Raw genomic sequence first — 22408 nt, forward strand, 5'->3', positions numbered from 1 at the left:
ATAATTCACGAGGTGACATCCTGTTTTTCCTCGCCCACATTTCTTTCCGGGCGTCGAAGATTAGAAAAACGGCCCCTTTTGCAGTATCCTGAGCCGCGTTTTGGCATAAATGGATTGGGAAAACAGAACATATAAAATATCGGTAAGATGACGGGTCACTGACCTATTTCACTCCTCGACGAGTGTTCAATACGCAAATGAAACCAACACCATGGGGAGAAATAAATGAAAAAAGAGCATTCGGACTTACAGAAATTGCTCGGGCAGGCTCAGTTCAGCCGCCGGTCGTTTCTCAATACTGCCGCACTCCTTGGAGCGAGTAGTGTACTTTCTTCATTTCCTTTGAGTAGTTCTGCTGCGCAAGCCGTACCGAGGCGGGGCGGCACGCTCAAACTGGGTATGTCTGGCGGGAACACCAGCGATACGCTCGATCCCACACTGTTCAGCGACTGGGTGCCGCTCAATCAGGCCTACATGCTGATGAACGGTCTGGTCGAGATCGATGAAAATAATCAGGCCACGCCGGAGCTGCTAGAAAGCTGGCAGGTCGAACCGGGTGCCAAAGAGTGGCGCTTCAAGGTGCGTCAGGGCGTTACCTTCCACAACGGCAAAACGCTGGATGCGGATGACATCATCTACTCCATCAATCTGCACCGCGGCGAAAAGTCTCGCAGCGCGATTCGCTCCCAGCTCTCCAGCATCACGAAACTCTCCCGCACCGCCCCTGACGAGATTGCCATTACGCTCGACAGCGGCAACGCGGATCTGCCGTATCTGCTGGCGGACTATCACCTGCTGGTGGTGCCGAACGGCTTTACCGACTGGTCACACCCTATCGGCACCGGCGGATTCACGTTCGACTACTATCAGCCAGGCGTTCGCTCTCGTTTCAAACGCAACCCGAACTACTGGAAGCCGAACCGCGCGTTCGTCGACGCCGTGGAAGTGCTGGTCATCAACGATCCGACCGCCCGCACCAATGCGCTGATTTCCGGGCAGGTGCATGCCATCAACCGCGTCGATTTCAAAACCGTCGATTTCCTGAAGCGCAGCCCGCTGCTAAATATCATTCGATCTTCCGGCGGTCAGCACTTCACGTTCCTGATGGACTGCCGCGCCGCGCCGTTTAACAACAACGACGTGCGCCTCGCGATCAAGTACGGCATCGACCGTGAAAAAATTCTGGCCACTGTGCTGCGCGGCTACGGCAGCCTCGGCAATGACCATCCGATTCCGAAAACCGATCGCTTCTTCAACCACGACCTGCCGCAGCGCGCGTGGGATCCGGACAAGGCCAAATTCCACCTGAAAAAGGCCGGGCTGACTACGCTCCCGCTGGAGCTATCCTCCTCAGACGCCGCTTTCGCCGGTGCGCTGGACGCGGCGGCGCTGTTCCAGGGACAGGCCAACCAGTCGGGCCTTCAGGTGACCATCAAACGCCAGCCCGCCGACAGCTACTGGGAGAACGTGTGGATGAAAGCCCCGTTCAGCATGGGCTACTGGGGAGGTCGACCGACCGCCGACCAGATGTTCTCCACCGCCTGGCAGTCCACCGCCAAGTGGAACGATGCCCATTGGAAAAATGACCGCTTCGATGCGCTGCTGTTGCAGGCCCGTTCCCTGCTCGACGAGAAGGCGCGCGCCGACATCTACGGCGAACTGCAGAGCATCGCACGCGACGACGGCGGCGCGATGATTCCGCTCTTCGGCGACTACCTCGATGCGACCAGCAAAAAACTGGGCGGCGTCACTCCCCATCCGTTGTTCAACTTTATGGGGGGACGTCTGGCGGAGCGCGTCTGGCTGGAGTCGTAATGAAAAAGCATATCCTTCACCGTCTCTTGCTGGGGCTGTTGACGCTCTGGCTGGTTTCCATGCTGATCTTTCTCGGCACCGAGCTGCTGCCCGGCGATATCGCCAGCGCGCTGCTCGGCCAAAACGGTACCCCGGAAACCATTGCTGCGCTGCGCACCCAGCTGGGGCTGGATCAGCCTGCCGTCGGCCGCTATCTGCACTGGCTGACCGGTGTGCTGCACGGCGATCTCGGCACCTCGCTGGCCAACGGGCGTCCTATCAGTGAAGAGCTGCTACCGCGCCTGGAGAACACGCTGTTTCTGGCCGCCTATGCCGCGCTGATCGCCATTCCGCTGGCGGTGGCGCTCGGCATTGCCTGCGCCATCTGGCGCGGTTCGCTGTTCGACCGGCTCGCCAACTCGCTGACGCTCCTAAGCATTTCCGTCCCGGAATTTTTCGTCGGCTACCTGCTGGTGATTTTCTTCGCTATCCACTTCGCCTGGTTCCCCAGTCTGGCGATGGTCAGCCCGGACGACTCGCTGACGCAGCGGCTGTATAACGCGACGCTGCCGATGCTCACGCTAGTGCTGGTGGTGCTGGCGCACATGCTGCGCATGACGCGCGCCTCCGTGGGCGCGGTCATGTCAGCCGGTTATATCGAAACCGCGCTGCTGAAAGGCGTGCCGCGCTGGCGCATCGTGCTGGGTCATGCCTTGCCCAACGCGCTGGCGCCCATCATCAACGTGGTGGCCTTCAACCTCGCGTATCTGGTCGTCGGCGTGATCCTGGTCGAAGTCGTCTTTGTCTATCCGGGCATTGGACAGCTGATGGTCGATGCGGTCAGTAAACGCGACCTGCCTGTCGTACAGGCGTGCGGACTGCTGTTCGGCGGCACTTATATCCTGCTGAACACCGTCGCCGATCTGCTGGCTATCTGGTGTAACCCCCGACTGCGACATACGAGGTAAGTCAGGCATGAAAATAACAAAAATGAGCGGAGTGCCGCTCTCGGCGTGGATCGGGCTGCTGATTATCGCCGTCAATCTGATTGGCGCGCTGTTCGCGCCCTGGCTGGCTCCGCATAGCGAAACCGCGCAGGTCGGCGACATCTGGATAGCGCCGTCGGCTGACGCGCTGCTCGGCACCGACAGTTTGGGGCGCGATATGCTGTCCCGCATTCTGTTCGGCGCCCGCACCACCATCGCCATTGCGCTGGTGATCACCTTCAGCTCCTTCGTCATCGGGATCATTACCGGCTTCACCGCGGCGATTTACGGCCGCTGGGTCGACGTCGTACTGACGCGTATCGTCGATACCCTGATGTCGATTCCGGTCCTGATTCTGGCGCTGATTGTCCTCTCGGTATTGGGCACGTCGATTCCCGTGCTGGTCGGCACTATCGCGCTGCTCGACGCCACCCGCGTCTTCCGGCTGGCGCGTCTGGTCGCGCAGGACATCGTGTGTCAGGAATATGTGGAACTGGCCCGGCTGCGCGGCGAAGGCCTGCGCTGGATCCTGACGCGGGAAATCCTGCCGAACGCCATTCCGCCGCTGCTGGCCGAATTCGGCATGCGTTTCTGCTTCACGTTCCTGTTCATCGCCGGCCTCAGCTTCCTTGGCCTTGGTATCCAACCGCCGTACGCCGACTGGGGAAGCATGGTGCGCGACAACGCGCAGGCCATCAACTTCGGGCTGCTGGCGCCGCTCTATCCGGCGGCCGCCATCGCGCTGCTGACCATCGGCGTCAATTTGGTCGTGGACTGGCTGCTGCTGCGCAACAACCTGTCACTGGGGGATGAAGCATGAATCAACCTGTACTCAACATCCGTCACCTGCGTATCGAAACCGAAGACAAGGGACGCGCGCTGGTGCAGGACATCTCGCTCACCCTACAACGGGGCGAAGTCCTTGGCCTGATCGGCGAATCCGGCGCGGGCAAGTCCACCATCGGGCTGGCCGCGATGGGCTATACCCGTCCGGGTTGCCGCATCAGCGCGGGCGAAGTCCGCATCGACGATCAAGATATCGTGCCGCTCTCCAACGCGCAGAAGCAGGCGATCCGCGGCCGCCGCGTCGCCTACGTGGCGCAGAGCGCCGCCGCCGCGTTCAATCCGGCGCTGACCATCGGCAAACAGGTATGTGAAGGCCCGTTGCGACACGGTCTGATGAACCGCAGCGAGGCGAACGCCTGGGCCACGACGCTGTTCACCGCGCTGGATCTGCCCGATCCGGAAAACATCGGTAAACGCTATCCGCATCAGCTCTCCGGCGGACAGCTGCAACGCGCGATGGCGGCGATGGCGATGTCCTGCAAACCCGACCTGCTGATCATGGACGAACCCACCACCGCGCTGGATGTCACCACGCAGATCGAAGTGCTGGTGATGCTGCGCAAACTGGTGCGGGAGTTTAACACCGCCGCGCTGTACATCACGCACGATCTGGCCGTGGTGTCCCAGATCGCCGACCGCATTCTGGTGCTGCGTCAGGGACGCGCCGTGGAATGCGGCGACACCGACGTCATTTTGCAGACGCCGAAGGAAACCTATACGCAGCAGCTGGTTTCCGAACGCACGCACGCGCTGACGCCGGGCGAAGAAACACAGTCCGACGCTTCCGCGCTGTTGACGCTGGATCGCCTTAGCACCGGATACAGCGGCAAACGGGTGGTGCACGATGTTTCGCTGTCGCTGCCCAAAGGGCAAACGCTGGCGATCATCGGCGAATCCGGCAGCGGTAAGAGCACGCTGGCGCGGGCGCTGTGCGGTTTGCTGAACGATACCGAGGGCGATGCGATCTTTGACGGCGTCAAACTGGCGCACCGCTATCAGCAGCGCGACAAAGAGACGCTGCGCCGCATCCAGATGATCTACCAGTTGCCGGACGTCGCACTGAATCCGCGACAGACCATTCTGGAAGCCATCGGCCGCCCTATCGCCTTCTATTTCGGCCACAACCGCCAGCAGGTGCGCGCCCGCGTCGAAGAGCTGCTCCAGCTGACCGAATTGCCGACCTCGCTGGCCGACCGCTATCCCGGCGAACTCTCCGGCGGGCAGAAGCAGCGTGTCTGCATCGCGCGAGCGCTGGCCGCCAATCCGGATCTGATTATCTGCGACGAAGCGACGTCCGCGCTTGATCCGCTGGTCGCCGAGGGCGTGCTGAATCTGCTCAAACGGCTGCAAGAGCAGCTGGGGCTCTCCTATCTGTTCATCACGCACGATCTCGGCACGGTCAAACGCGTCGCTCAGCAGGTCGCGGTCATGTATCAGGGCAATATCGTCGCGCAAGGCCCGACGAGCAAAGTCTTCAGCGCCCCGATGCACCCTTACACCGAAAAACTGCTGACCTCCGTCCCTGAAATGCGCAGCTCCTGGCTCGACGAAGTTCTGGAGACGCGCGGCAATGAAATTTCGACAGGAATATGATGAAAGAAACCGTAACCCACTTCCCGCACAACGTCGTCGTTACCGAACATTTCTGGATCACGCTGGCCGACGGCACCCGTCTGGCCGCACGGATGTGGCTGCCTGAGCAGGCGCATCAAACGCCGGTTCCGGCCATTCTGGAATACATTCCCTACCGCAAACGCGACGGAACCCGTACGCGCGATGAACCGATGCACGGCTGGTTTGCGGGCCACGGCTACGCCGTCCTGCGCGTGGACATGCGCGGCAGCGGCGAATCCGACGGGCTGATGGCCGATGAATACCTGTTGCAGGAACAGGAAGATGCGCTGGAAGTGATCGACTGGATCAGCCGTCAGGCGTGGTGCAGCGGCGCGGTCGGCATGATGGGCAAATCCTGGGGCGGCTTCAACTGCCTGCAACTCGCCGCGCGCCGTCCGCCAGCGCTGAAGGCGATCATCACCGTCTGCTCGACCGATGATCGCTATAACGACGACATCCACTACAAAGGCGGCTGTCTGCTGAACGACAACCTGTGGTGGGGCGGCATCATGATGGCGTACCAGAGCCGTCCGCAGGACCCGGCGCTGATCGGCGAAAGCTGGTATCAGGACTGGATGCACCGGCTGGACAACATGCCGTTCTTCCCCGCCCAGTGGATGGAACATCCGCTGCGCGACGCGTACTGGCGTCATGGTTCCGTCGGTGAAGAATGGTCTGACATTCAGTGCCCGGTGATGGCGATCGGCGGCTGGGCCGACTCCTACACCAACGCCGTCTTCCGCCTGATGGACAATCTTGAAGTCCCGCGCAAGGCCATCATCGGCCCGTGGGCGCACATTTACCCGCAGGACGGAACGCCAGAACCGGCCATCGGCTTCCTGCAAGAAGCCGTGCGCTGGTGGGATCACTGGCTGAAAGGCGAAGACAACGACGTACTAGACGGACCGCGCGTGCAGGCGTGGATGAACGAGAGCCAGCGCCCCAGCTCGCAGCGGCCGACAGCGCCGGGCGAATGGATCGGCATCGAGGGCGACACCGCGGCGGCTACCACCCCGCGCACCTTCTGGCTACAGCGCGGCCAGTTGAACGACCAGCCGGATGAGCACGCTGGCTGGCAGAACGTCTGTTCGCCGCAGAGCCACGGTGTCATGGGCGGAGAATGGATGGGCGCGGGCGTATTGGGCGAAAGCCCGAGCGATCAGCGCATCGACGACGGTCTGGCGACGTGTTATGAAAGCGAGCCGTTGCAGGACATGCTGACGATCTACGGCCTGCCGCAGTTTAGCGTCGCGCTGAAAAGTGATAAGCCCGCCGCGATGCTGTATGTGCGCCTGTCCGACGTCGCGGAAGACGGCGCGGTGACTCGCGTTTCGCACGGCTGGGTGAATCTGAGCCATTTGCAGGGGCAGGATCGTCATACCCCGCTGACGCCGGGAGAAACCGTGCAGGTCAACGTTCAGCTGGACGGCATCGCCTGGCGCTTCCCCGCCGGGCATCGTCTGCGCGTCTCGCTGGCGACGACCTACTGGCCGATGGTCTGGCCGATGGCCGAAGCGGCGACGCTCAGCGTCGATCTGGCAAGCGCGCAGCTGCGCCTGCCGGTCTGCGAGTCGGTACAGCCTATCGCTGGTCCCAACCCGCATCCCAAAACCGCGCCGGATACGCCGCTGACCGTGCTGTCGCCGGGACGAGTCGACCGTCACGCGTCCTATGACATCGTCACCGATACATGGACCTACGTCACCGAAGGCGTCGGCGGCGTGTTCGGCGAGGGGGTTTACCGCTTCGACGACATCGACACTACCGTCGACCACAGCCTGCGCCGTCAGTTGACCATCAACAGTCAGGACCCGCTGTCGGCCCGCTATCTGTTGACGCAGTCGATGAAAATGGGACGTGAAGGCTGGTGGACCGAGGCGGAGATCACGCTGGAGCTGCGCGGCGATCTCACCCACTTTATCGTGACGGCGGATATGCGTATCCAGCACAACGGTCAAGAGGTCTTTAACCGCCAGTGGGATCGCCGCATCCCGCGTTAATGAATGCCTGCCGCGGCGCGGAGTCTCACTCCGGTCAACGCCGCGCGCGATGACCCATGCTTAAACCGCCCGACTGTCGGGCGGTTTTTTTATTGCGCTTACTTCAACGCGCCGGACAAGAACTGCTGCAATCGCCGACTTTGGGGGTTGTTGAACACCGCCTCCGGCGCGCCCTGCTCTTCAATCACGCCCTGATGCAGGAACACCACCTGCGTGGAGACATGACGGGCGAACTCCATTTCATGCGTCACCACAATCATGGTTTTGCCCTCTTCCGCTAGCTGCTGCATGATTTTCAGCACTTCCCCCACCAGCTCCGGGTCCAGCGCCGACGTCGGCTCATCAAACAACAGCACCTCCGGCTCCATCGCCAGCGCGCGCGCAATGGAGACGCGCTGCTGCTGTCCGCCGGACAGACTTGAGGGATATTTTCCGCGCGCCCGTTCGTCGATGCCGACTTTGTCCAGATAGCGAATCGCGCGCTCGCGTGCCTCGGCGCGACGGATGCCCAGCACCTGAATCGGCGCCTCCATCACGTTTTCCAGTACCGTCATGTGGCTCCACAGGTTGAAGTGCTGAAACACCATCGTCAGCCGCGTACGCAGCAGCTGTAGCTGTTTCTTATCGAACACTTTCAGCTGGCCGTCTTTGTCCCGCACCAGTCGGATCTCTTTCTCATTGACCCACAGCGTGCCCTCCGTCGGCTTCTCGAGAAAGTTGATACAGCGCAGCAGCGTACTTTTACCGGAACCGGAGGAGCCGATGATGGAAATCACGTCGCCGGCGCTGGCGGACAGCGAAACGCCTTTCAGCACCTCGTGTTCGCCGTAGTGTTTGTGCAGCTCGGTCACGACTAATTTTTTCTTCTCAGACATAGCACATTCTCCTGCTATCCAGCGCGGATGATTAAGGTTTCAGATGGATCAGCCAGCGTTTTTCCGCTTTGCGGAACAGGCGAATCAGACCGTAGGAAACGACAAGGTAAAGCACGGCGGCAAGGCCGAACGCATAGAAAGGCTGATAGGTGGCGGCGTTGATATCACGCGCTACTTTCAGCAGATCCGGCACCGTGGCGGTAAACGCCAGCGCGGTGGAGTGCAGCATCATAATCACTTCGTTGCCGTAGGCAGGCAAGGCGATACGCAACGCGGACGGCAAAATGATGCAGCGATACATCTTGGCGCGCGAGAAACCATAGGCCTTCGCCGCTTCCACCTCGCCATGCGGCACCGCGCGGATGCCACCGGCGAAAATTTCCGAACTGTACGCGCAGGTATTGAGAACCAGCGCCAAAATCGTACAGTTCATCCCGCTGCGGAAAAAGGCGTTGAGCACCTCGGTGCCGCGCACGACTTCCAGGCTGTACATGCCGGTGTAGATCACCAGCAGCTGCACATAAAGCGGCGTACCGCGAAAGATATAGCTGTAAAGCCACGCGGGAAAACTCAGCCAGCGCGACGAGGAAACGCGGGCCATCGCCAGCGGCAATGCCAGCAAGCCGCCCAACAGCACGGAGACAATCAGCAGCCACAGCGTGATCGCCAGACCGGTGATCCGATAGCCGTCGCTCCACAGCAGCGGCTGCCAATATTGTTGCAGGATCTCGATCATAGTTCGGCCCTCTTCACGCCCATAGAGTAACGTCGCTCCAGCCACAGCAAGACGCCATTAGAGACGGTGGTCAGCAGCAGATAGATGGCCCCGGCCATCAGGGTATAGAAGAACGGCTGCCAGGTGCCTTTACCCGCCAGCTGGGTCGCTTTGACCACATCGTGCAGCCCCAGAATGGACACCAGCGCCGTCGCTTTCAGAATGATCATCCAGTTGTTACCGATGCTGGGCAGCGCAAAACGCATCATCGCGGGGAACAGCACCCGGCGGAAGACCTGCATTCCGTTGAAGCCATACGCCTGCGCCGCCTCTATCTGTCCGCGCGGAACGGCCATAAACGCGCCGCGAAACGTCTCGGTGAAATACGCGCCGTAGATGAACGCCAGTGTGATCACGCCCGCCGAAAGCGGGTCGATATCAATCTGGCTCATACCCAGAAACTCTGTCACATGATTGAGCGTGATTTGCAGCCCGTAGAAAATTAGCAGCATCAGCACCAAATCCGGCACCCCGCGAATTAACGTGGTGTAGGCATTCAGCGCCGCGACGAGCGGGCGGATGCGCGAGAGTTTACCGCTCGCGCCGAGGAGGCCGATGATCACGGCCAGCAGCACCGAGCTTAGCGCCAGGTCTATCGTCACCAGCGTGCCTTCGAAGATCAATTTATTGTATCCCTGCAACATTCGTCGTCCTCTCTGTTATTGGATGTGTAGCTGTTGCCGCGTAAAAGGCGCTTGAGCAACGGGATCTATCGACCATCAAGATCTCCCCAACGTTGGCTCAAGCCTCGCGCAGTACAGCGTAAGGACGTACCGCGGTCAGGACGGCTCGCTCAGGCTGTCCCACTCGCGTTCGGTCAGGACAAGTCCCGCCCGCAGGCCCAACGCGACGTTTGGATTGGGAAACAAAATCCACTCGTGGCGATGTTTGACCCGGTCGCTTTCACCCGCCTGCTTACACAGCCGCGTGCCGTGATCAACGCGGGTAAAGTTCGGCGTATCGTCCGCCAGAAACAGCTGAAAGTCGTCGCTGCGTTTGATCAGCGAGCGATTCACGCTAAACACTCGCAGCGGCGCACTGGCGCGTGCCGGAACGGCCTGTGCGCTCACCAGCGCGCGCAGCGCGCGGTCAATCGCGGAAAACTGCCCGAGATCGTTATGGCCAAACGGCCGGGCTTTCCCCAGCTCCAGTGTGCAGCTCTCCGCCTGACACCGTTCGCTGCTGAAGTGGCTGAAGGTGCCCCCCGGTTCGCTGTGCACCACCAGCGCGTCCAGCTCCGCGCCCGCCAGGGCCGCCAGCAGCGCCGGACTGTAAGGTCGTGGCTGATAAGGCAGCAGCCCAAAACGCGGCAACAGCGACTCACGAATAGCCGTATGCAGGTCGTAGTGATGGCGCTCGATCCCCCGCTCCGCCGCATCGGCGTCGAAGAAGGCAGTGAGCAACGGTTCCAGACGGCGTGCGCGGTCCGTGTCTTCCCCCGGCGCGAACTGCGCATGACGCCCGCCGAACATGCGGTTCATGTCGCTGTGCAGATAACGTTTCCCCACCCGCATCGCGGCGGGATTCCCCAAGATTGCCAGCAGCCGCACGCCCAGCGTCAGTCTCCCCGCCAGCAGATCGCCCACCAGCGCGTCGAGCAGCTCAATCGGTGCCGTTTCGTTGCCATGCACGCCCGCCGAGAGCACCACCGCACGGCGATAACCCGCGCGCGGCGTCAGTTCCAGCACGCCTTCGTCCAGCCAGCGCCAGTGCAGTGCTGCGGTCTCGCCTGCGGTTGTCGGCGGTGATTCGCCGCGCAGCGTCAGCGCTAAAAAATCGTTCATCCGCAGCACCCCTTACCGTTGGAATTCATAGACGGCGCCCAGACCGAGGATTGACGTCAACGCGTCCAGCGCCTCACGCCCTTCCCGCAGCAGCTGCGGGTCGGCCAGATCGCCCGCGCTCAGCCGATCGCGATAGTAACGGTCAACCCACTGATTCAGCGTGTCGAACAGCGCATCGGTCATCATCACCTGCGGATTAACCGCACGGCGCTCTTCCTCGGTCAGCGCCACGCGCAGCCGCAGACACGCCGGCCCGCCGCCGTTACGCATGCTTTCGCGCAGATCAAACACCTTGATGTCGTCGATTGGGCCGCCGGACGCCGCCATTTCGCTCAGATAGCTCCATACGCCGCGGTGGCTACGCGACTCTTCCGGCACCACTATCGTCATACGGCCATTTTCACGGGTCAGGATTTGGCTGTTGAACAGGTAGGTCGCCACCGCGTCTTCCACCGACACCCGCTTTTCCGGCACTTCGATCGAAATCAGCTCCTGCTCAATGTGCGCCATCTTGCGGCGGATCTCGTCCAGCGCCTGCGCCTGATGCAGAAACGCTTGCTGATGATGAAACAACACCTGCTGATTGCTGACGGCGATCACGTCGTTATGGAACACGCCTTTGTCGATCACCGCCGGGTTCTGCTGTACGAACGCCGTGGACTGCGGGTCAAGCTGATGCAACCGCGCGACGGCCTCGCTGGCTTCGCGCGTCTGGCGCGCCGGATAGCGCTGCGGTCCCGGCTCAGTCCCGTAATGGTGCTGCCCATAGACGAACACCTGCACGCCGTGGCTGGCATAGTCGCCGCCCAAGCGGTTATGGTTGGCCGCGCCCTCGTCGCCCAGCAAAGCCACCTGTGGCAACGCGTCGTGATGCACGAAGTGCGCCTCGTCGCGAAAAATGGCGCGCAGGAGGGCGGATGTCGTCGGCGCTTCAATCGCCCGGTGGAATTTGTTGTTCAGGTTGGCGGCGGTGAAGTGGACGCGGCCGTCCGCGCTGTCCGCCGAGGGCGATACCGTGGCGGCGTTCGCCGTCCACATGGAGGAGGCGGAGCTGAGCGAAGACAGCAGGCGCGGCGCCTCACGCATGGCCTGCGCCAGCACGCTTTCATCGCTGCCGCTGAAGCCGAGGCGGCGCAACGTCGGGATATGCGGCCGTTCCTGCGGCGGCAAGACCGCCTGCGGATAGCCGAGATCCGCCAGCGTTTTCATTTTCAGCAGCCCCTGCTTGGCCGCCAGCTTCGGGTTAGAGAGGCTATTTTGATGCTGCGTCGAGGCCTCGTTGCCGAATGACAGCCCCGCATAGTGGTGCGTCAGCCCCACCAACCCGTCGAAATTGATTTCATATCCACGCATGTTGACTCCGGAAAACAGAAAGTGGCGGTGCGGTCCCGCCCCTGCTCATGATGAGCCGGGAGCGGATCGGCCGATTAGGCATCAGACTCATCAAACGAGACGCCCGGCGACAGTGCCGTGGGCAGAGACAGCGTTTCGCTTTCCAGCGAGGCCATCGGCCACGCGCAGTAGTCTGCGGCGTAAAACGCGCTGGCGCGGTGGTTGCCCGACGCGCCGACGCCGCCGAACGGCGCGGCGCTGGAGGCGCCGGTCAACGGTTTGTTCCAGTTAACGATGCCCGCTCGCGCTTCCAGAAGTAGACGGTCGAACAACGCGCGGCGCGTCGACACCAGCCCCGTTGCCAGCCCATAACGCGTGGCATTGGCGATACGCAGAGCCTCGTCGAATTCGTCGTAGCGAATGACGCAGACCAGCGGTCCGAACAGCTCTTCATCCGGAATATCGTTAACCTCGGTGATATCCAGAATGCCCGGCGTCAGCAGCGCGTTATCCGTTTCCGGGCGAGTCATCGGCAGCAGCGCGTCGGCGCCAGCGGCCAGCAGGGTCTGTTGGGCCGACATCAGGGCATCTGCCGCCGCGGCGGAAATCACGCCGCCCATAAACGGCTGCGGCTCCGCATCCCAGCGTCCGATGCGCAATGATCGAGCGACGGCAATAAAGCGTTGCAGGAACGCGTCGCCTTCGGCTCCGCGTTTGACCAGCAGACGACGCGCACAGGTACAGCGCTGTCCGGCGGAGACAAAAGCGGACTGGATCGCGAGATTCACCGCCGCGTCACGATCCGCAAAATCTTCGACAATCAGGCATTGTTGCCGCCCATTTCCAGCGCGATGATTTTCTCTGGCTGACCCGCCAGCTGGCGGTGCAGTAGATAACCGGTGTGAGCGCTGCCCGTGAACAGCAGTCCGTCCGTCTGCGGATGACCGGCCAGTGCTTCACCGGTGGCGCGGCCGCCCTGCACCAGATTGAGGACGCCCGCCGGCAGACCGGCCTCTTGCCACAGTTTCACCGTTTTTTCCGCCGTCTGCGGCGTCAGCTCGCTGGGCTTGAATACCACGCAGTTACCCGCCAGCAGCGCCGGAACGATATGTCCGTTCGGCAAGTGGCCGGGGAAGTTATAAGGCCGAAAACCGCCAGCACGCCGTGCGGGCGGTGGCGCAGCGATGCCGCGCCGTCCGCCATCGGGGTGACGCTTTCGCCGGTACGCTGTTCATAGGCCCGCTGCGAGATCGCGACCTTGCCGATCATCGCCTGAACTTCGGTGAGGGTTTCCCAACGCGGCTTGCTGGTTTCACGGCTGATGACCGCCGCCAGTTCCGACTTATGCTCCTCCAGCAGCTGAGCGAAACGCTGGACGATCTCGGTCCGCTGAGCCAGCGTCAGTCTGGCCCAGGCAGGAAAGGCCGCGCGTGCCGCAGCGCAGGCATCGTCGACGTCCGACGCGTCGGCGGCAGCCGCCTGCCAGAGCGACTGACCATCGAGCGGATCGGTTTTCTCGAATGACGCGCCGCGCCCTTGACGCCAGGCGCCGTTGATAAACAGTGCAGGATGCGACATTAGTGTGTCTCCTCAACGTTAAGCGGTATGACGCGAGCCAGTTCGCCCGCTTTAAGACACAGGACATCCGCCGTCGCGGCATCCAGTTTCAACGTATCCTGAGTCAGATCGGCCAGAACCCGCATGGCGCGGTAGTGGCGATAATTGTCGTTAGCCACCAGACAGATCGTTGCGTTGCCTTCCACCGCGCGGTCGTCGACGACCACGGTCTTCAACTGGCTATCTTTCACCGCACGCAGCTCGTCGATGTTCGCCTCAAGCGTCGATCCCCCGTCAAAAATGTCGACATAGCCGCGATAGCACAGCCCTTCGGCTTCCAGCAGTCGGCGCGCAGGCGCGGTATGCGGATGCACACGGCCGATGGCATCGCGGGCGGCTTTATCCAGAAAGTCCACGTACAGCGGATGTTTCGGCATCAGCTCGGCGATGAACTCTTTTTGACCAATGCCGCTGAGATAGTCGGCCTTGGCAAAATCAATCGAGAAGAAGTGGCTGCCGACCCCTTCCCAGAACGGCGAGCGACCGTTTTCATCGGAGTAGCCGCGCATTTCCGCGATGACCCGATCTGAGAAGTGTTCACGAAACGCGGCCATAAACAGGAAGCGCATTTTGGACAGCAGCTTACCGTTCTGGCTGTGGCGATAGTCCGGGTCCAGAAATAGCGTACACAGCTCGCTGCAGCCGGTATGGTCGTGGCTCAATGACAACGTCGGCATCGCCTTGTAGACGTTCAGCGCTTTGGACGCATGAACCAGCGTGCCGAGGCGGAAGTTGTACCAAGCTCCGTCAGCCCGACCGCGACTTCCAGCGCGCTGACCCCTACCACCCGACCACAGGAAACATCTTCCAGAACAAACAGGTATCCCTGCTCGCTTTTCGGTAGTTCGCCCTGCCAGGTTTTCTGCGCCCGCGAAATACGGGCGGATAAAATCTCTTCGTTATGCGGCAACGTGGTCAGCCCGACGCCGGACTTTTGCGCCAGCGCCATTAGGTCCGGCAGGTCGCGGTGCGCGACGGGGCGAATCATCATCATTGTCATATCAACCTCTCGTTCTCTTCCTTGCGCCGAATTCATCCCCGAAAACGTGCGATGGCGCGCTCAAAGCGCTGTAATCCTTCCTCGATATCACGTTCCGGAATGACCAGAGACGGCGCAAAACGCATCACGTCCGGACCGGCGATCAGCGCAATCAGCCTTCTTCCGCCGCCAGCTGGGTCAGCGCTTTCGCTTTACCCGCGTAATCGGCAGTGAGCTGGCATCCCAGCAGCAGGCCTCGTCCGCGGATATCCGCGAAGATGCCGTGCTGAGCGTTGATCTGCCGCAGACGTTCAACGAAAAGCGAGTGGCGACGCTGGACGCCTTCCAACACGTCCGGCGTGTTAATGGTGCGGAATACCTCGCTGGCCACGGCCGTCGCCAGCGGATTTCCGCCATAGGTGGTGCCGTGCGTGCCGACGGACAGCGTGGCGGCCAGCGCATCGGTCGTCAGCATGGCGGCGATCGGGAAACCGCCGCCCAGCGCCTTGGCGGTGGTCAGCACGTCCGGCACGACTTCATATTGCATGTAGGCATACAGCGAGCCGGTACGACCCACGCCGGTCTGCACCTCGTCAAAAATCAGCAGCGCGCCGTGGCGATCGCACAGCTCGCGCAGACCGCTCAGGAAGGCCGGATCCGCCGGGATAATGCCACCTTCCCCCTGGATGGGCTCGACGATAACGGCGCAGGTCTGCGCATCGATACCCGCTTCCGCCGCCGCCAGATCGTTGAAAGGCAGATGTTCTATCGCGCCCGGCAACGGTGCAAAATCTTTCGAATATTTGGGCTGTCCGCCCGCGCTGACGGTAAACAGCGTGCGGCCGTGGAAGGCATTATTGAAGGCGATGATGCGGTTTTTATCCGGCGTTCCTTGGTCGTGCGCATGTTTGCGCGCCAGCTTTAATGCCGCCTCGTTGGCTTCCGCGCCGGAGTTACAAAAGAACACTTTGTCGGCGAACGTCGCGTCGATAAGCTGACCCGCCAATTGCAGCACCGGCTCATGGGTATAGCCATTGCCGATGTGCCATAGCTTGGACGCCTGCTTCGTCAGCGCGTCTACCGCAACCGGATGACAGTGGCCCAGCGCATTGACGGCAATGCCGCCCGCAAAATCAACATACTCTTTGCCCTGGTTGTCCCACAGGCGCGAGCCTTCCCCCCGCTCCAGAATGAACTCGGCAGGCGCATACACCGGCACCATACGTTCATTAAAATCCTGACGAGTTATTTTTGCTGAATGTTCCATAGTGGCCTCATCTCGGTCGGCGGCTCGCCGACATTGGCTCTCATCAACCGTTTCGATCTCAAAGAGCGTGAAAGAGAAAGTCAGGGTAAAAAGACGCGCTTTCTCATTACCTAAACTTGGTAGGAAACAAATGAAAAAAAGATTATTTTTCAAATAAATACATGAGAACTAGTTCCGCGGCGCGATGATTATCGCTTTGGTTAAACCGTGGTATAGATATCAATGACAGGAGGTAGAGCAGGCATCGTGCCAGAAATGAATAAACGATGAATAAGTGTATTTTTTTTCCTAAAAACAAGCGATTACAAATGCATAATTATGCAAGCATCTTGAATTCAAACCTAAAGTAAAAAAGAATTCTTTGTAAAACGCCCCTTTGGCAGAAATTTTATTCAAAAAAAAGGAAAAGAATTTTTTTTAATTTGACGCCACATCATCCCTGTCTCGTTGCACTAACAGTGAGCAAACAAACCGATCGCCCGACGCGGCGCGCACCATATTAGGTCGCTAGTTGCACCAACTTGAGGCGCGCCCCCTTACGGTGAGATCGCGCTCGCCGCTTTTGTGCGATAAAAGCCCAACAAGAGACTGTGATAGAGAACGAAGGCCGAGACGAGGGATTCGCCAGATCTCTCCAGCATCAGGCTGAAAGCGGTAGAAATGGGCAGGACTGGATGGAAAAAGGGAGAACGATGGGGGCAGGTCAGGCAGGCGGCCGCGCGTTCTGACACAAGACGCGCAGCCTGAATCACAAGCCTTAATGGCTCGGCATAAAGCGCTCCAGCTGTCGCCGCAGCCGCAGATTTTCCTGGTTGAGGCGCTCCATTTTATCCAGCAGCGTCAGCGTCATGGCGATGCCCGGCCAGTCAATCTCCAGCTCGTAGCGCAAACGTCGCGCTCGCTGTAGTTGGCTCACCGCACAGGCATCGAAGCACCACTGCGGCTGGGTCTCTTCCTGAGGTGCGATGACGCCCAGCGCAACGACTTCGCTGAGCTCATCTCTGGAGAGCCCGACGATCTGGCACACCTCAATCACGGTAAAGGTGACGTCGATATCATCCATAGCATTACTCCCATACTGTCCGAGGATTAAAGGCCGCCTTCTCAGCCAACGAGGTCCAAATCGCAGCCGTGGATTCATCCGGTTTTGGCGGCATCACAACTTTCAGCACGGCATAGAGGTCGCCCGCGCCTTTTTTGCTGACCAGCCCTTTGCCTTTAATACGCAGGCGCTGGCCGGTCTGACTGCCTGCCGGGACGGTGAGGGTAATGCGCCCCGACAGCGTCGGCATTTCGATGTTGGCGCCCAACGCCGCTTCCCAGGGCGCCAGCGGGACGACGATTTGCAGATTCTGGCCGTCGATATCAAACCGCGGATGCGGCGCCAGACGGATGATCAGGTAGAGATCGCCGTTCGCCCCGCCGTTAATCCCCGCCACCCCCTGATGTTTGAGGCGAATACGTTCACCGTCGCCCACGCCCGCCGGAATTTTCACGTTCAGTTTTTTCGTGACTTCATCCACCACGCGACCCAACGGGTCGTGAACCGGCAGCTGATAGGAGATGGTGCGGCTTTGCTCTTTCAACGTTTCTTCCAGGAATAACGGCAGCTCCATTTCGACATCCTGCCCGCGTTGGCCATGAGATGAACGCCCGGCTGAACGCGGCTGCGCCTGATGACCGAAAACGGATTCAAAAAAGTCAGAGAAGTCGCCGCTGTTGTGCCATTCCTGGCCGCCTGCGCCTGCGGAGCGAGATTGAGAAAAGTGCGATTCGTTGAAGTGGGGATCGTTACGGTGCAGTCTGATTTGATCGTATTCCGCGCGGCGTTCACTGTCTTTAAGGACTTCGTAGGCTTCCGCCACGCTCTTGAACTTTTCCGCCGCATCCGGCTCGGTGCTGACGTCAGGATGATACTTCCGCGCCAGCTTCCGGTACGCCGCTTTTATGGCCTTGATATCGTCTGAGGGCTCAACCCCCAGCAAGGCATAATAATCTTTGAATTCCATCGGCCCACATCCTCATTTTGCCATGCATTAATAGAGGATAGTCCTATCGGCGGCTGAATAAACGGTTTTCTCTGCATTCGTTTCATCAGCCGCCGGAGAGGAGATTAGGCGGAGGGGCGATCTTTCTTCGAGGGCATCATGCGCAGCATGGTGTTATCGCGCATGAAGTAGTAGTGGAACAACGCGGCCGCCGCATGCAGCCCAATCAGCCAATAGCCGAGAGGCGCCAGCGTTTCGTGCAGTTGAATCAGCGACACCGCCAGATCGGGATTCGGCGTGGCCGCGACCGGCATACCGATGCCGAACAGCGCCCAGTCCTGTCCACGCAAATAGCGTGAGCTGACGGCCAGCACCGGCAACGCCACGAACAGCGCGTAAATCAGAATGTGCGTCAGGTTCGCCAGAAAGTGCTGCCACTTCGGCGCTGGCGGGACAATTGGCGGAGAAGCGTATTTGATACGAAAGTAAATGCGCGCCACCATCAGCACCAGCACGGTCACGCCGCAGCTGAAGTGCGTTGCCATGACCAACTGGCGCGTGAGCGTCCCTCTCGGCGCCAGTCCCCGCAGCTCGACGGTGGCATAGGTAACAATAAGAAGAAGAAAGACGGCCCAGTGCAATGCTATTTGCACATTCGAAAAACGCCCTTGGTTCTGCATGACGACATCCTTTTGACGGTGATTTACCCACACCATAACCGATGTTTTTCTCAATCGATCGAAACTTTTACATTTATTTTAACTCGTGGAGGGCTGCGCGCCAGTCGGTCCGGTTAAACGAGAAAACCGGCGAGTCTCCCTGATGAGCCTCGCCGTTGCGGGCGGATGGGATGACTCGATTTCAGCCCTGATCTTCTTACCGGCAAAGTTGGCGTAGGCTGAAATTAATATCAGCGAATCTTCGTTAACGACTGGAAGTATTAATCAAAGGCGTGTTTGGGGATTGTGTTCTTATGATTTGGCGATGGGCTATCGGGGGGATGAGTCCGCTGTGAGCGAAGAGCGGACTAAATCCAGGAGCTTGACTGGCTTCAATAGGAAGAATGGATTTAAACCGCGTAGACTGGACGCGACAGGCTGTAGCTTTCCAGGATAGAGCATCAGGGGAAGTCGGTAGAACTGTGACAAACTGGCTTAGGCTAAACAACGCTAAGCACAAATATTGCTCTCCCGGGCCGCAGGAGAGCAACAGGCTCAGGCAATCAATATTGCCCGGATGTGATTTACGTTGGTTAAAGTCGGGCCGGTTATCAGCAAATCATCAAGCGCGTGAAAATAGCTGTAACTGTCATGTCCATCGAGATAATTAACCGCATTAAGGCCACTCATTTTGCCGTGTGCCAGCGTGTCCGGAAAGACCATCGTGCCCGCTGCATCTTCGGTGCCGTCAATACCATCACTGTCGCCAGCTACTGCCCTGATACCATTACATAGCCCCCCTCAACTCCATGAATTTCGATCCCCTGTGTAACTGTCTTGCCCCGCACAATTATGTGCTTAGAAACTTCAGCATCCGGAGATGTCCTGTACCAAACCCAGGCGGAATCGCCTTCTTCATGAATCGCATCGGGGGGGACAATAATCGCCTTCTCATTTCTGTAGAGGATAACGGCAACCCGGGCACTCATCCCCAGACGAATTTGTTGAGCTGAATGTGACTTAAGGCTATCAATGGAAGCGACTACATTGTAACGGGCGGAGGTCCCGCCACCGTCTGGCGAGTCGCTTTGTACGGAAATAGCAGAAATATGACCGTCAAGTATCTGCCCGGTAAACCCATCCCCGGTGATTTTTACTAGCATTCCCTCACGAAGTAGATAGAGATCGGACTCGTTAACCTGGGTCAAAACCTGAAGGCGGTCCAGGCCGATGACCGTTATTAAGGGGGTTCCCTGGCTAACCTGCATGCCCTGTTGAGCAAAAACTGCCTTACCTCCTTCAGTAACATCAGGACGAACAGCAATACCGTCAAAGGGTGCATTAATCGTTTGTTTTTTGCTTTGCTCTTCGAGTGTCTGATAACGGACCTGAGCATTCAGCAATCCCATTTCAGCAATTTTCCGTTCCTCCCCCGTCCCACGGGCCTTAACATCCCGTAAGTCATCCTGAGCACTGAGCAGATCCTGCTGCTGTGTCAGTTCCTGCTGGACGAGCGCATCAACCTCCATTCGGGGGACAATTCCTCTTTTGAACAAAGCCCGGGTATCACGCAGGTTTGCCTGCGTTGCGGTTAACGCAGAACGGGCTGACAGCTCGGCTCTTCTGGCGCGCGAGACATCAGGACTGCTGCTCCATTTATCCAACTGATGCACCTCCCGCTTAGATTTGATCAGTTCAGCTTCTGCCTGCCGCAGTTGTATTCCAAGCAATCCGGGGTCAAGCTGGACTAATGTCCGGCCAGCTTTGATGAACTCCCCTTCCCGTACCCGAACATCACGAATGAGCCCTTCAAAAGGAGCGGAAAGTATTATCTGTCTTTCGGCCTGGATTCGGCCAACCAGCCCAAGCTGCTGCTCGATTGCCTGCGGCTGAACTAACATCCATTCAGCCTGTTGTTTTGGTGTTGGTTTATTATTGTATTTACTCATAAACAACCATGTAGTCACCAGGATGGCAGACAGAACCATGACGGTCACTGGAATACGCCTGTGGAAAATATTGAGGATTGCCTGCAAAAATTTTTTAATCATTGATTGATATGTCCCAGCTTTGCAGGGCTGTGCCCAGAGTCTGATCCAGCAGGGCCTGAGAATTCAGATAGCTGATAAGCGCATTGAGCTTTGCGCTGTCAGCATTCCGGAGATCGCTCTCAAAACGCAGCACCTGAAAGTTGCTGGAACGACCAGCAGTGAGCTTCTCACGTTCAATGTCCAACTTCCGTCGGGAGAGATCGCTGATACGAACAGAAATTTCGTATTGACGCCATCGGGTACCAATGTTCCTGACAGCATTGATCACTTCGCGCTCCAGCTGCTGATGAGCCTCCTGTACGCGAAGCGCCTGAGTTCGTAGATCTACCTGTGCCTGAACCTCTTCCTGATGTGCTCTCATATCACCTACAGGTATTTCTACCTTCAGGCCAACATAGTTGTCCCATGTTTGTGACGAGCCATTTTTATCGCTACGGTCGCGGACCTGGCTTGCTCCTCCCACCAGTGAAACGTCCCAAAGCCTGTTATTGCGTGCTACGACAAGGTTAATTCCGGCCTGCTCATCCGCAATAAGCTGGGCAAGCCACTCTGGTTAAGATCTCTCAGCTTCTGACAGCGCTTGCTGGATGTTTATGTCCACACGTCGCGCCTGTAAGGCATCGCTGGCGAATATTGAGGTATTCAGATCCAGAGCCAAAAGTTGCAAAAGCGCCAGCCTTGAAGACTCCTGCTGATTACGCGCATCCTCCAGAGCCAACTCTTGAGAGGCTACATCGGCTTCAGTCTGCACAATTTCGAACTCTGCCATACGACCCGCGGAGATCATTGCCCGATTGACGTCAGCTAACTGCCTGGAACGTTCAAGGGAGTCCCGTGCAATATTAACCTGCTCCTGTGACTGAAGCAGCTCACGGTAGGACATGATAATTTTTGTCACGGTCTGCATGATCGTCAGTTTTAACGAGAGCCGGTTGCTCTGTTCATTAAGCTGAGCAAGTCTAACGGGTGCCGTGGCAACGTCCCTGCCCGCACCGCGAAGAAGTGGCTGAATGACAGTAATATTCGCGCCATCATTGCTGGAAAGTCCCGAATTTCTTGCTCTAGTCTGACTCCCGGTCCACCCTAGGCTGAATCGAGAACCGTATGGGGTGAGTAAGGTCGCTACAGGCGACATATTTCCCTGGTGAGAACGATCATCCTGATTCCTGTCGGACTGATAACTGGCGCTGAGAACTAACTTTGGTGTAAAGCGATCTTCAGCAACACGCAGATTAAATTTCTGAGAGATACGATCAAAATAGATGCTGCGAATTGACCGGTTGTCCCGTAGGCCCAAATAGATAGCGTCGCTAAGGGTAAGATCTATCGTCTGAGTATTCAGGGAAATTATAGGATTAGCTGATGACGGCTGTCCCGGTCGTGATGCATGAGAAGGATGTAATTCAACGTCAGACCATGCATATGAAAATAAGGGGGTAAACAAAGCGGCTAACAACAGTAAACTGCATTTATTCATCGCGAAGGGCCTTTATTGGGGACAACCGCGATGCTGCAATCGCCGGTGATAGACCAAAAAAAAGCCCCGTAGCTATAGCGCTTCCTATACCCAGTGGAAGAGAGGCTGGGGACATTGTAAAATTTTGCCAGCCTGAGTAATGGACGAATATCCAGGATGCAGCCAAGCCCAGTGCAGCACCGGTGAATGCCCCAAGAGTCGCCAGAATAATGGCTTCAATCAGGAAAAGTCGGGCAATGTCCTTAGGTCGAGCCCCAAGTGCCATGCGGACACCTATTTCCCGGCGCCGTTCCGATATGTTCATCACCATCACATTCATTACGCCGATACCTCCAACCAGTAACGCAATACCGCCAAGTCCTGA

General features: G+C 58.7%; 15 protein-coding genes and 5 pseudogenes. 5 read left to right on the forward strand and 15 right to left on the reverse strand.

What is annotated here, in order from left to right:
- Positions 1-225: 225 nt before the first annotated feature.
- From AU509_RS15815 to AU509_RS15835, 5 genes are read left to right on the forward strand one after another with little or no spacing between them, the layout of a single operon-like run.
- The gene (locus AU509_RS15815) at positions 226-1815 is read left to right on the forward strand and encodes an ABC transporter substrate-binding protein (protein WP_094118799.1); all 1590 of its coding nucleotides are present in this window, start codon (positions 226-228) and stop codon (positions 1813-1815) included.
- Positions 1815-2762 carry an ABC transporter permease gene (locus AU509_RS15820; protein WP_085652407.1) on the forward strand — a complete coding sequence of 316 codons (948 nt, stop codon included), beginning with the start codon at positions 1815-1817 and terminating at the stop codon, positions 2760-2762. The genes AU509_RS15815 and AU509_RS15820 overlap by 1 nt, the downstream gene beginning before the upstream one ends.
- Positions 2763-2769: 7 nt before the next feature.
- Positions 2770-3600, forward strand: coding sequence for an ABC transporter permease (locus AU509_RS15825; RefSeq protein ID WP_100053537.1), 831 nt, complete (start codon positions 2770-2772; stop codon positions 3598-3600).
- Entirely contained in the window at positions 3597-5219 is a 1623-nt protein-coding gene (locus tag AU509_RS15830; RefSeq protein ID WP_094118801.1) for an ABC transporter ATP-binding protein, read from the forward strand. The genes AU509_RS15825 and AU509_RS15830 overlap by 4 nt, the downstream gene beginning before the upstream one ends.
- Positions 5219-7240 (forward strand): CocE/NonD family hydrolase, encoded by a 2022-nt coding sequence (locus AU509_RS15835; protein WP_094118802.1) that lies wholly within the window; start codon positions 5219-5221, stop codon positions 7238-7240. The genes AU509_RS15830 and AU509_RS15835 overlap by 1 nt, the downstream gene beginning before the upstream one ends.
- Before the next feature lie 98 nt (positions 7241-7338).
- Here AU509_RS15835 and hisP read toward each other — a convergent pair whose 3' ends face one another.
- The 15 genes and pseudogenes from hisP to AU509_RS15910 all read right to left on the reverse strand — a co-directional run.
- On the reverse strand, positions 7339-8115 hold the full coding sequence (gene hisP, locus AU509_RS15840) for a histidine ABC transporter ATP-binding protein HisP (RefSeq protein ID WP_094118803.1): 777 nt from the start codon (positions 8113-8115) through the stop codon (positions 7339-7341).
- Positions 8116-8146: 31 nt separating this feature from the next.
- The gene (locus AU509_RS15845) at positions 8147-8851 is read right to left on the reverse strand and encodes an ABC transporter permease (protein WP_094118804.1); all 705 of its coding nucleotides are present in this window, start codon (positions 8849-8851) and stop codon (positions 8147-8149) included.
- Positions 8848-9534: a histidine ABC transporter permease HisQ gene (gene hisQ, locus AU509_RS15850; protein WP_094118805.1), complete on the reverse strand. Its 687-nt coding sequence runs from the start codon at positions 9532-9534 to the stop codon at positions 8848-8850. Before hisQ ends, AU509_RS15845 begins: the two co-directional genes overlap by 4 nt.
- Positions 9535-9669: 135 nt before the next feature.
- Positions 9670-10674, reverse strand: coding sequence for a succinylglutamate desuccinylase (gene astE, locus AU509_RS15855; protein WP_094118806.1), 1005 nt, complete (start codon positions 10672-10674; stop codon positions 9670-9672).
- Positions 10675-10686: 12 nt separating this feature from the next.
- Positions 10687-12027: an N-succinylarginine dihydrolase gene (astB, locus tag AU509_RS15860; protein ID WP_094118807.1), complete on the reverse strand. Its 1341-nt coding sequence runs from the start codon at positions 12025-12027 to the stop codon at positions 10687-10689.
- Between the two features lie 74 nt (positions 12028-12101).
- A pseudogene (gene astD / locus AU509_RS15865) lies at positions 12102-13584 on the reverse strand (succinylglutamate-semialdehyde dehydrogenase).
- Positions 13584-14617, reverse strand: a pseudogene (gene astA / locus AU509_RS15870) (arginine N-succinyltransferase). Before astA ends, astD begins: the two co-directional pseudogenes overlap by 1 nt.
- 38 nt (positions 14618-14655) lie before the next feature.
- Positions 14656-15869, reverse strand: a pseudogene (locus AU509_RS15875) (bifunctional succinylornithine transaminase/acetylornithine transaminase).
- Between the two features lie 757 nt (positions 15870-16626).
- Complete coding sequence (locus AU509_RS15880) at positions 16627-16932, reverse strand: chaperone modulator CbpM (protein ID WP_085652395.1); 306 nt, start codon at positions 16930-16932, stop codon at positions 16627-16629.
- A 4-nt stretch (positions 16933-16936) separates the two neighbouring features.
- Positions 16937-17878 carry a curved DNA-binding protein gene (gene cbpA / locus AU509_RS15885; RefSeq protein ID WP_094118808.1) on the reverse strand — a complete coding sequence of 314 codons (942 nt, stop codon included), beginning with the start codon at positions 17876-17878 and terminating at the stop codon, positions 16937-16939.
- A 104-nt stretch (positions 17879-17982) separates the two neighbouring features.
- A complete protein-coding gene (gene cybB / locus AU509_RS15890) occupies positions 17983-18537 on the reverse strand; it encodes a cytochrome b561 (RefSeq protein WP_094118809.1) in 555 nt (184 codons plus the stop codon).
- A gap of 534 nt (positions 18538-19071) precedes the next feature.
- A pseudogene (locus AU509_RS15895) lies at positions 19072-19305 on the reverse strand (MOFRL family protein); the annotation flags it as partial.
- Positions 19287-20567: an efflux RND transporter periplasmic adaptor subunit gene (locus AU509_RS15900; RefSeq protein ID WP_100053538.1), complete on the reverse strand. Its 1281-nt coding sequence runs from the start codon at positions 20565-20567 to the stop codon at positions 19287-19289. The pseudogene AU509_RS15895 and the gene AU509_RS15900, both read right to left, overlap by 19 nt.
- Positions 20560-22044: pseudogene (locus tag AU509_RS15905) on the reverse strand (TolC family protein). The gene AU509_RS15900 and the pseudogene AU509_RS15905 overlap by 8 nt, the downstream one beginning before the upstream one ends.
- Positions 22037-22408 (reverse strand): ABC transporter permease (locus tag AU509_RS15910; protein WP_139824069.1); only part of this gene is annotated, 372 nt, incomplete at its 5' end. The gene AU509_RS15910 and the pseudogene AU509_RS15905, both read right to left, overlap by 8 nt.

Source organism: Lonsdalea britannica (assembly GCF_002111595.1).
GTDB lineage: Bacteria > Pseudomonadota > Gammaproteobacteria > Enterobacterales > Enterobacteriaceae > Lonsdalea > Lonsdalea britannica.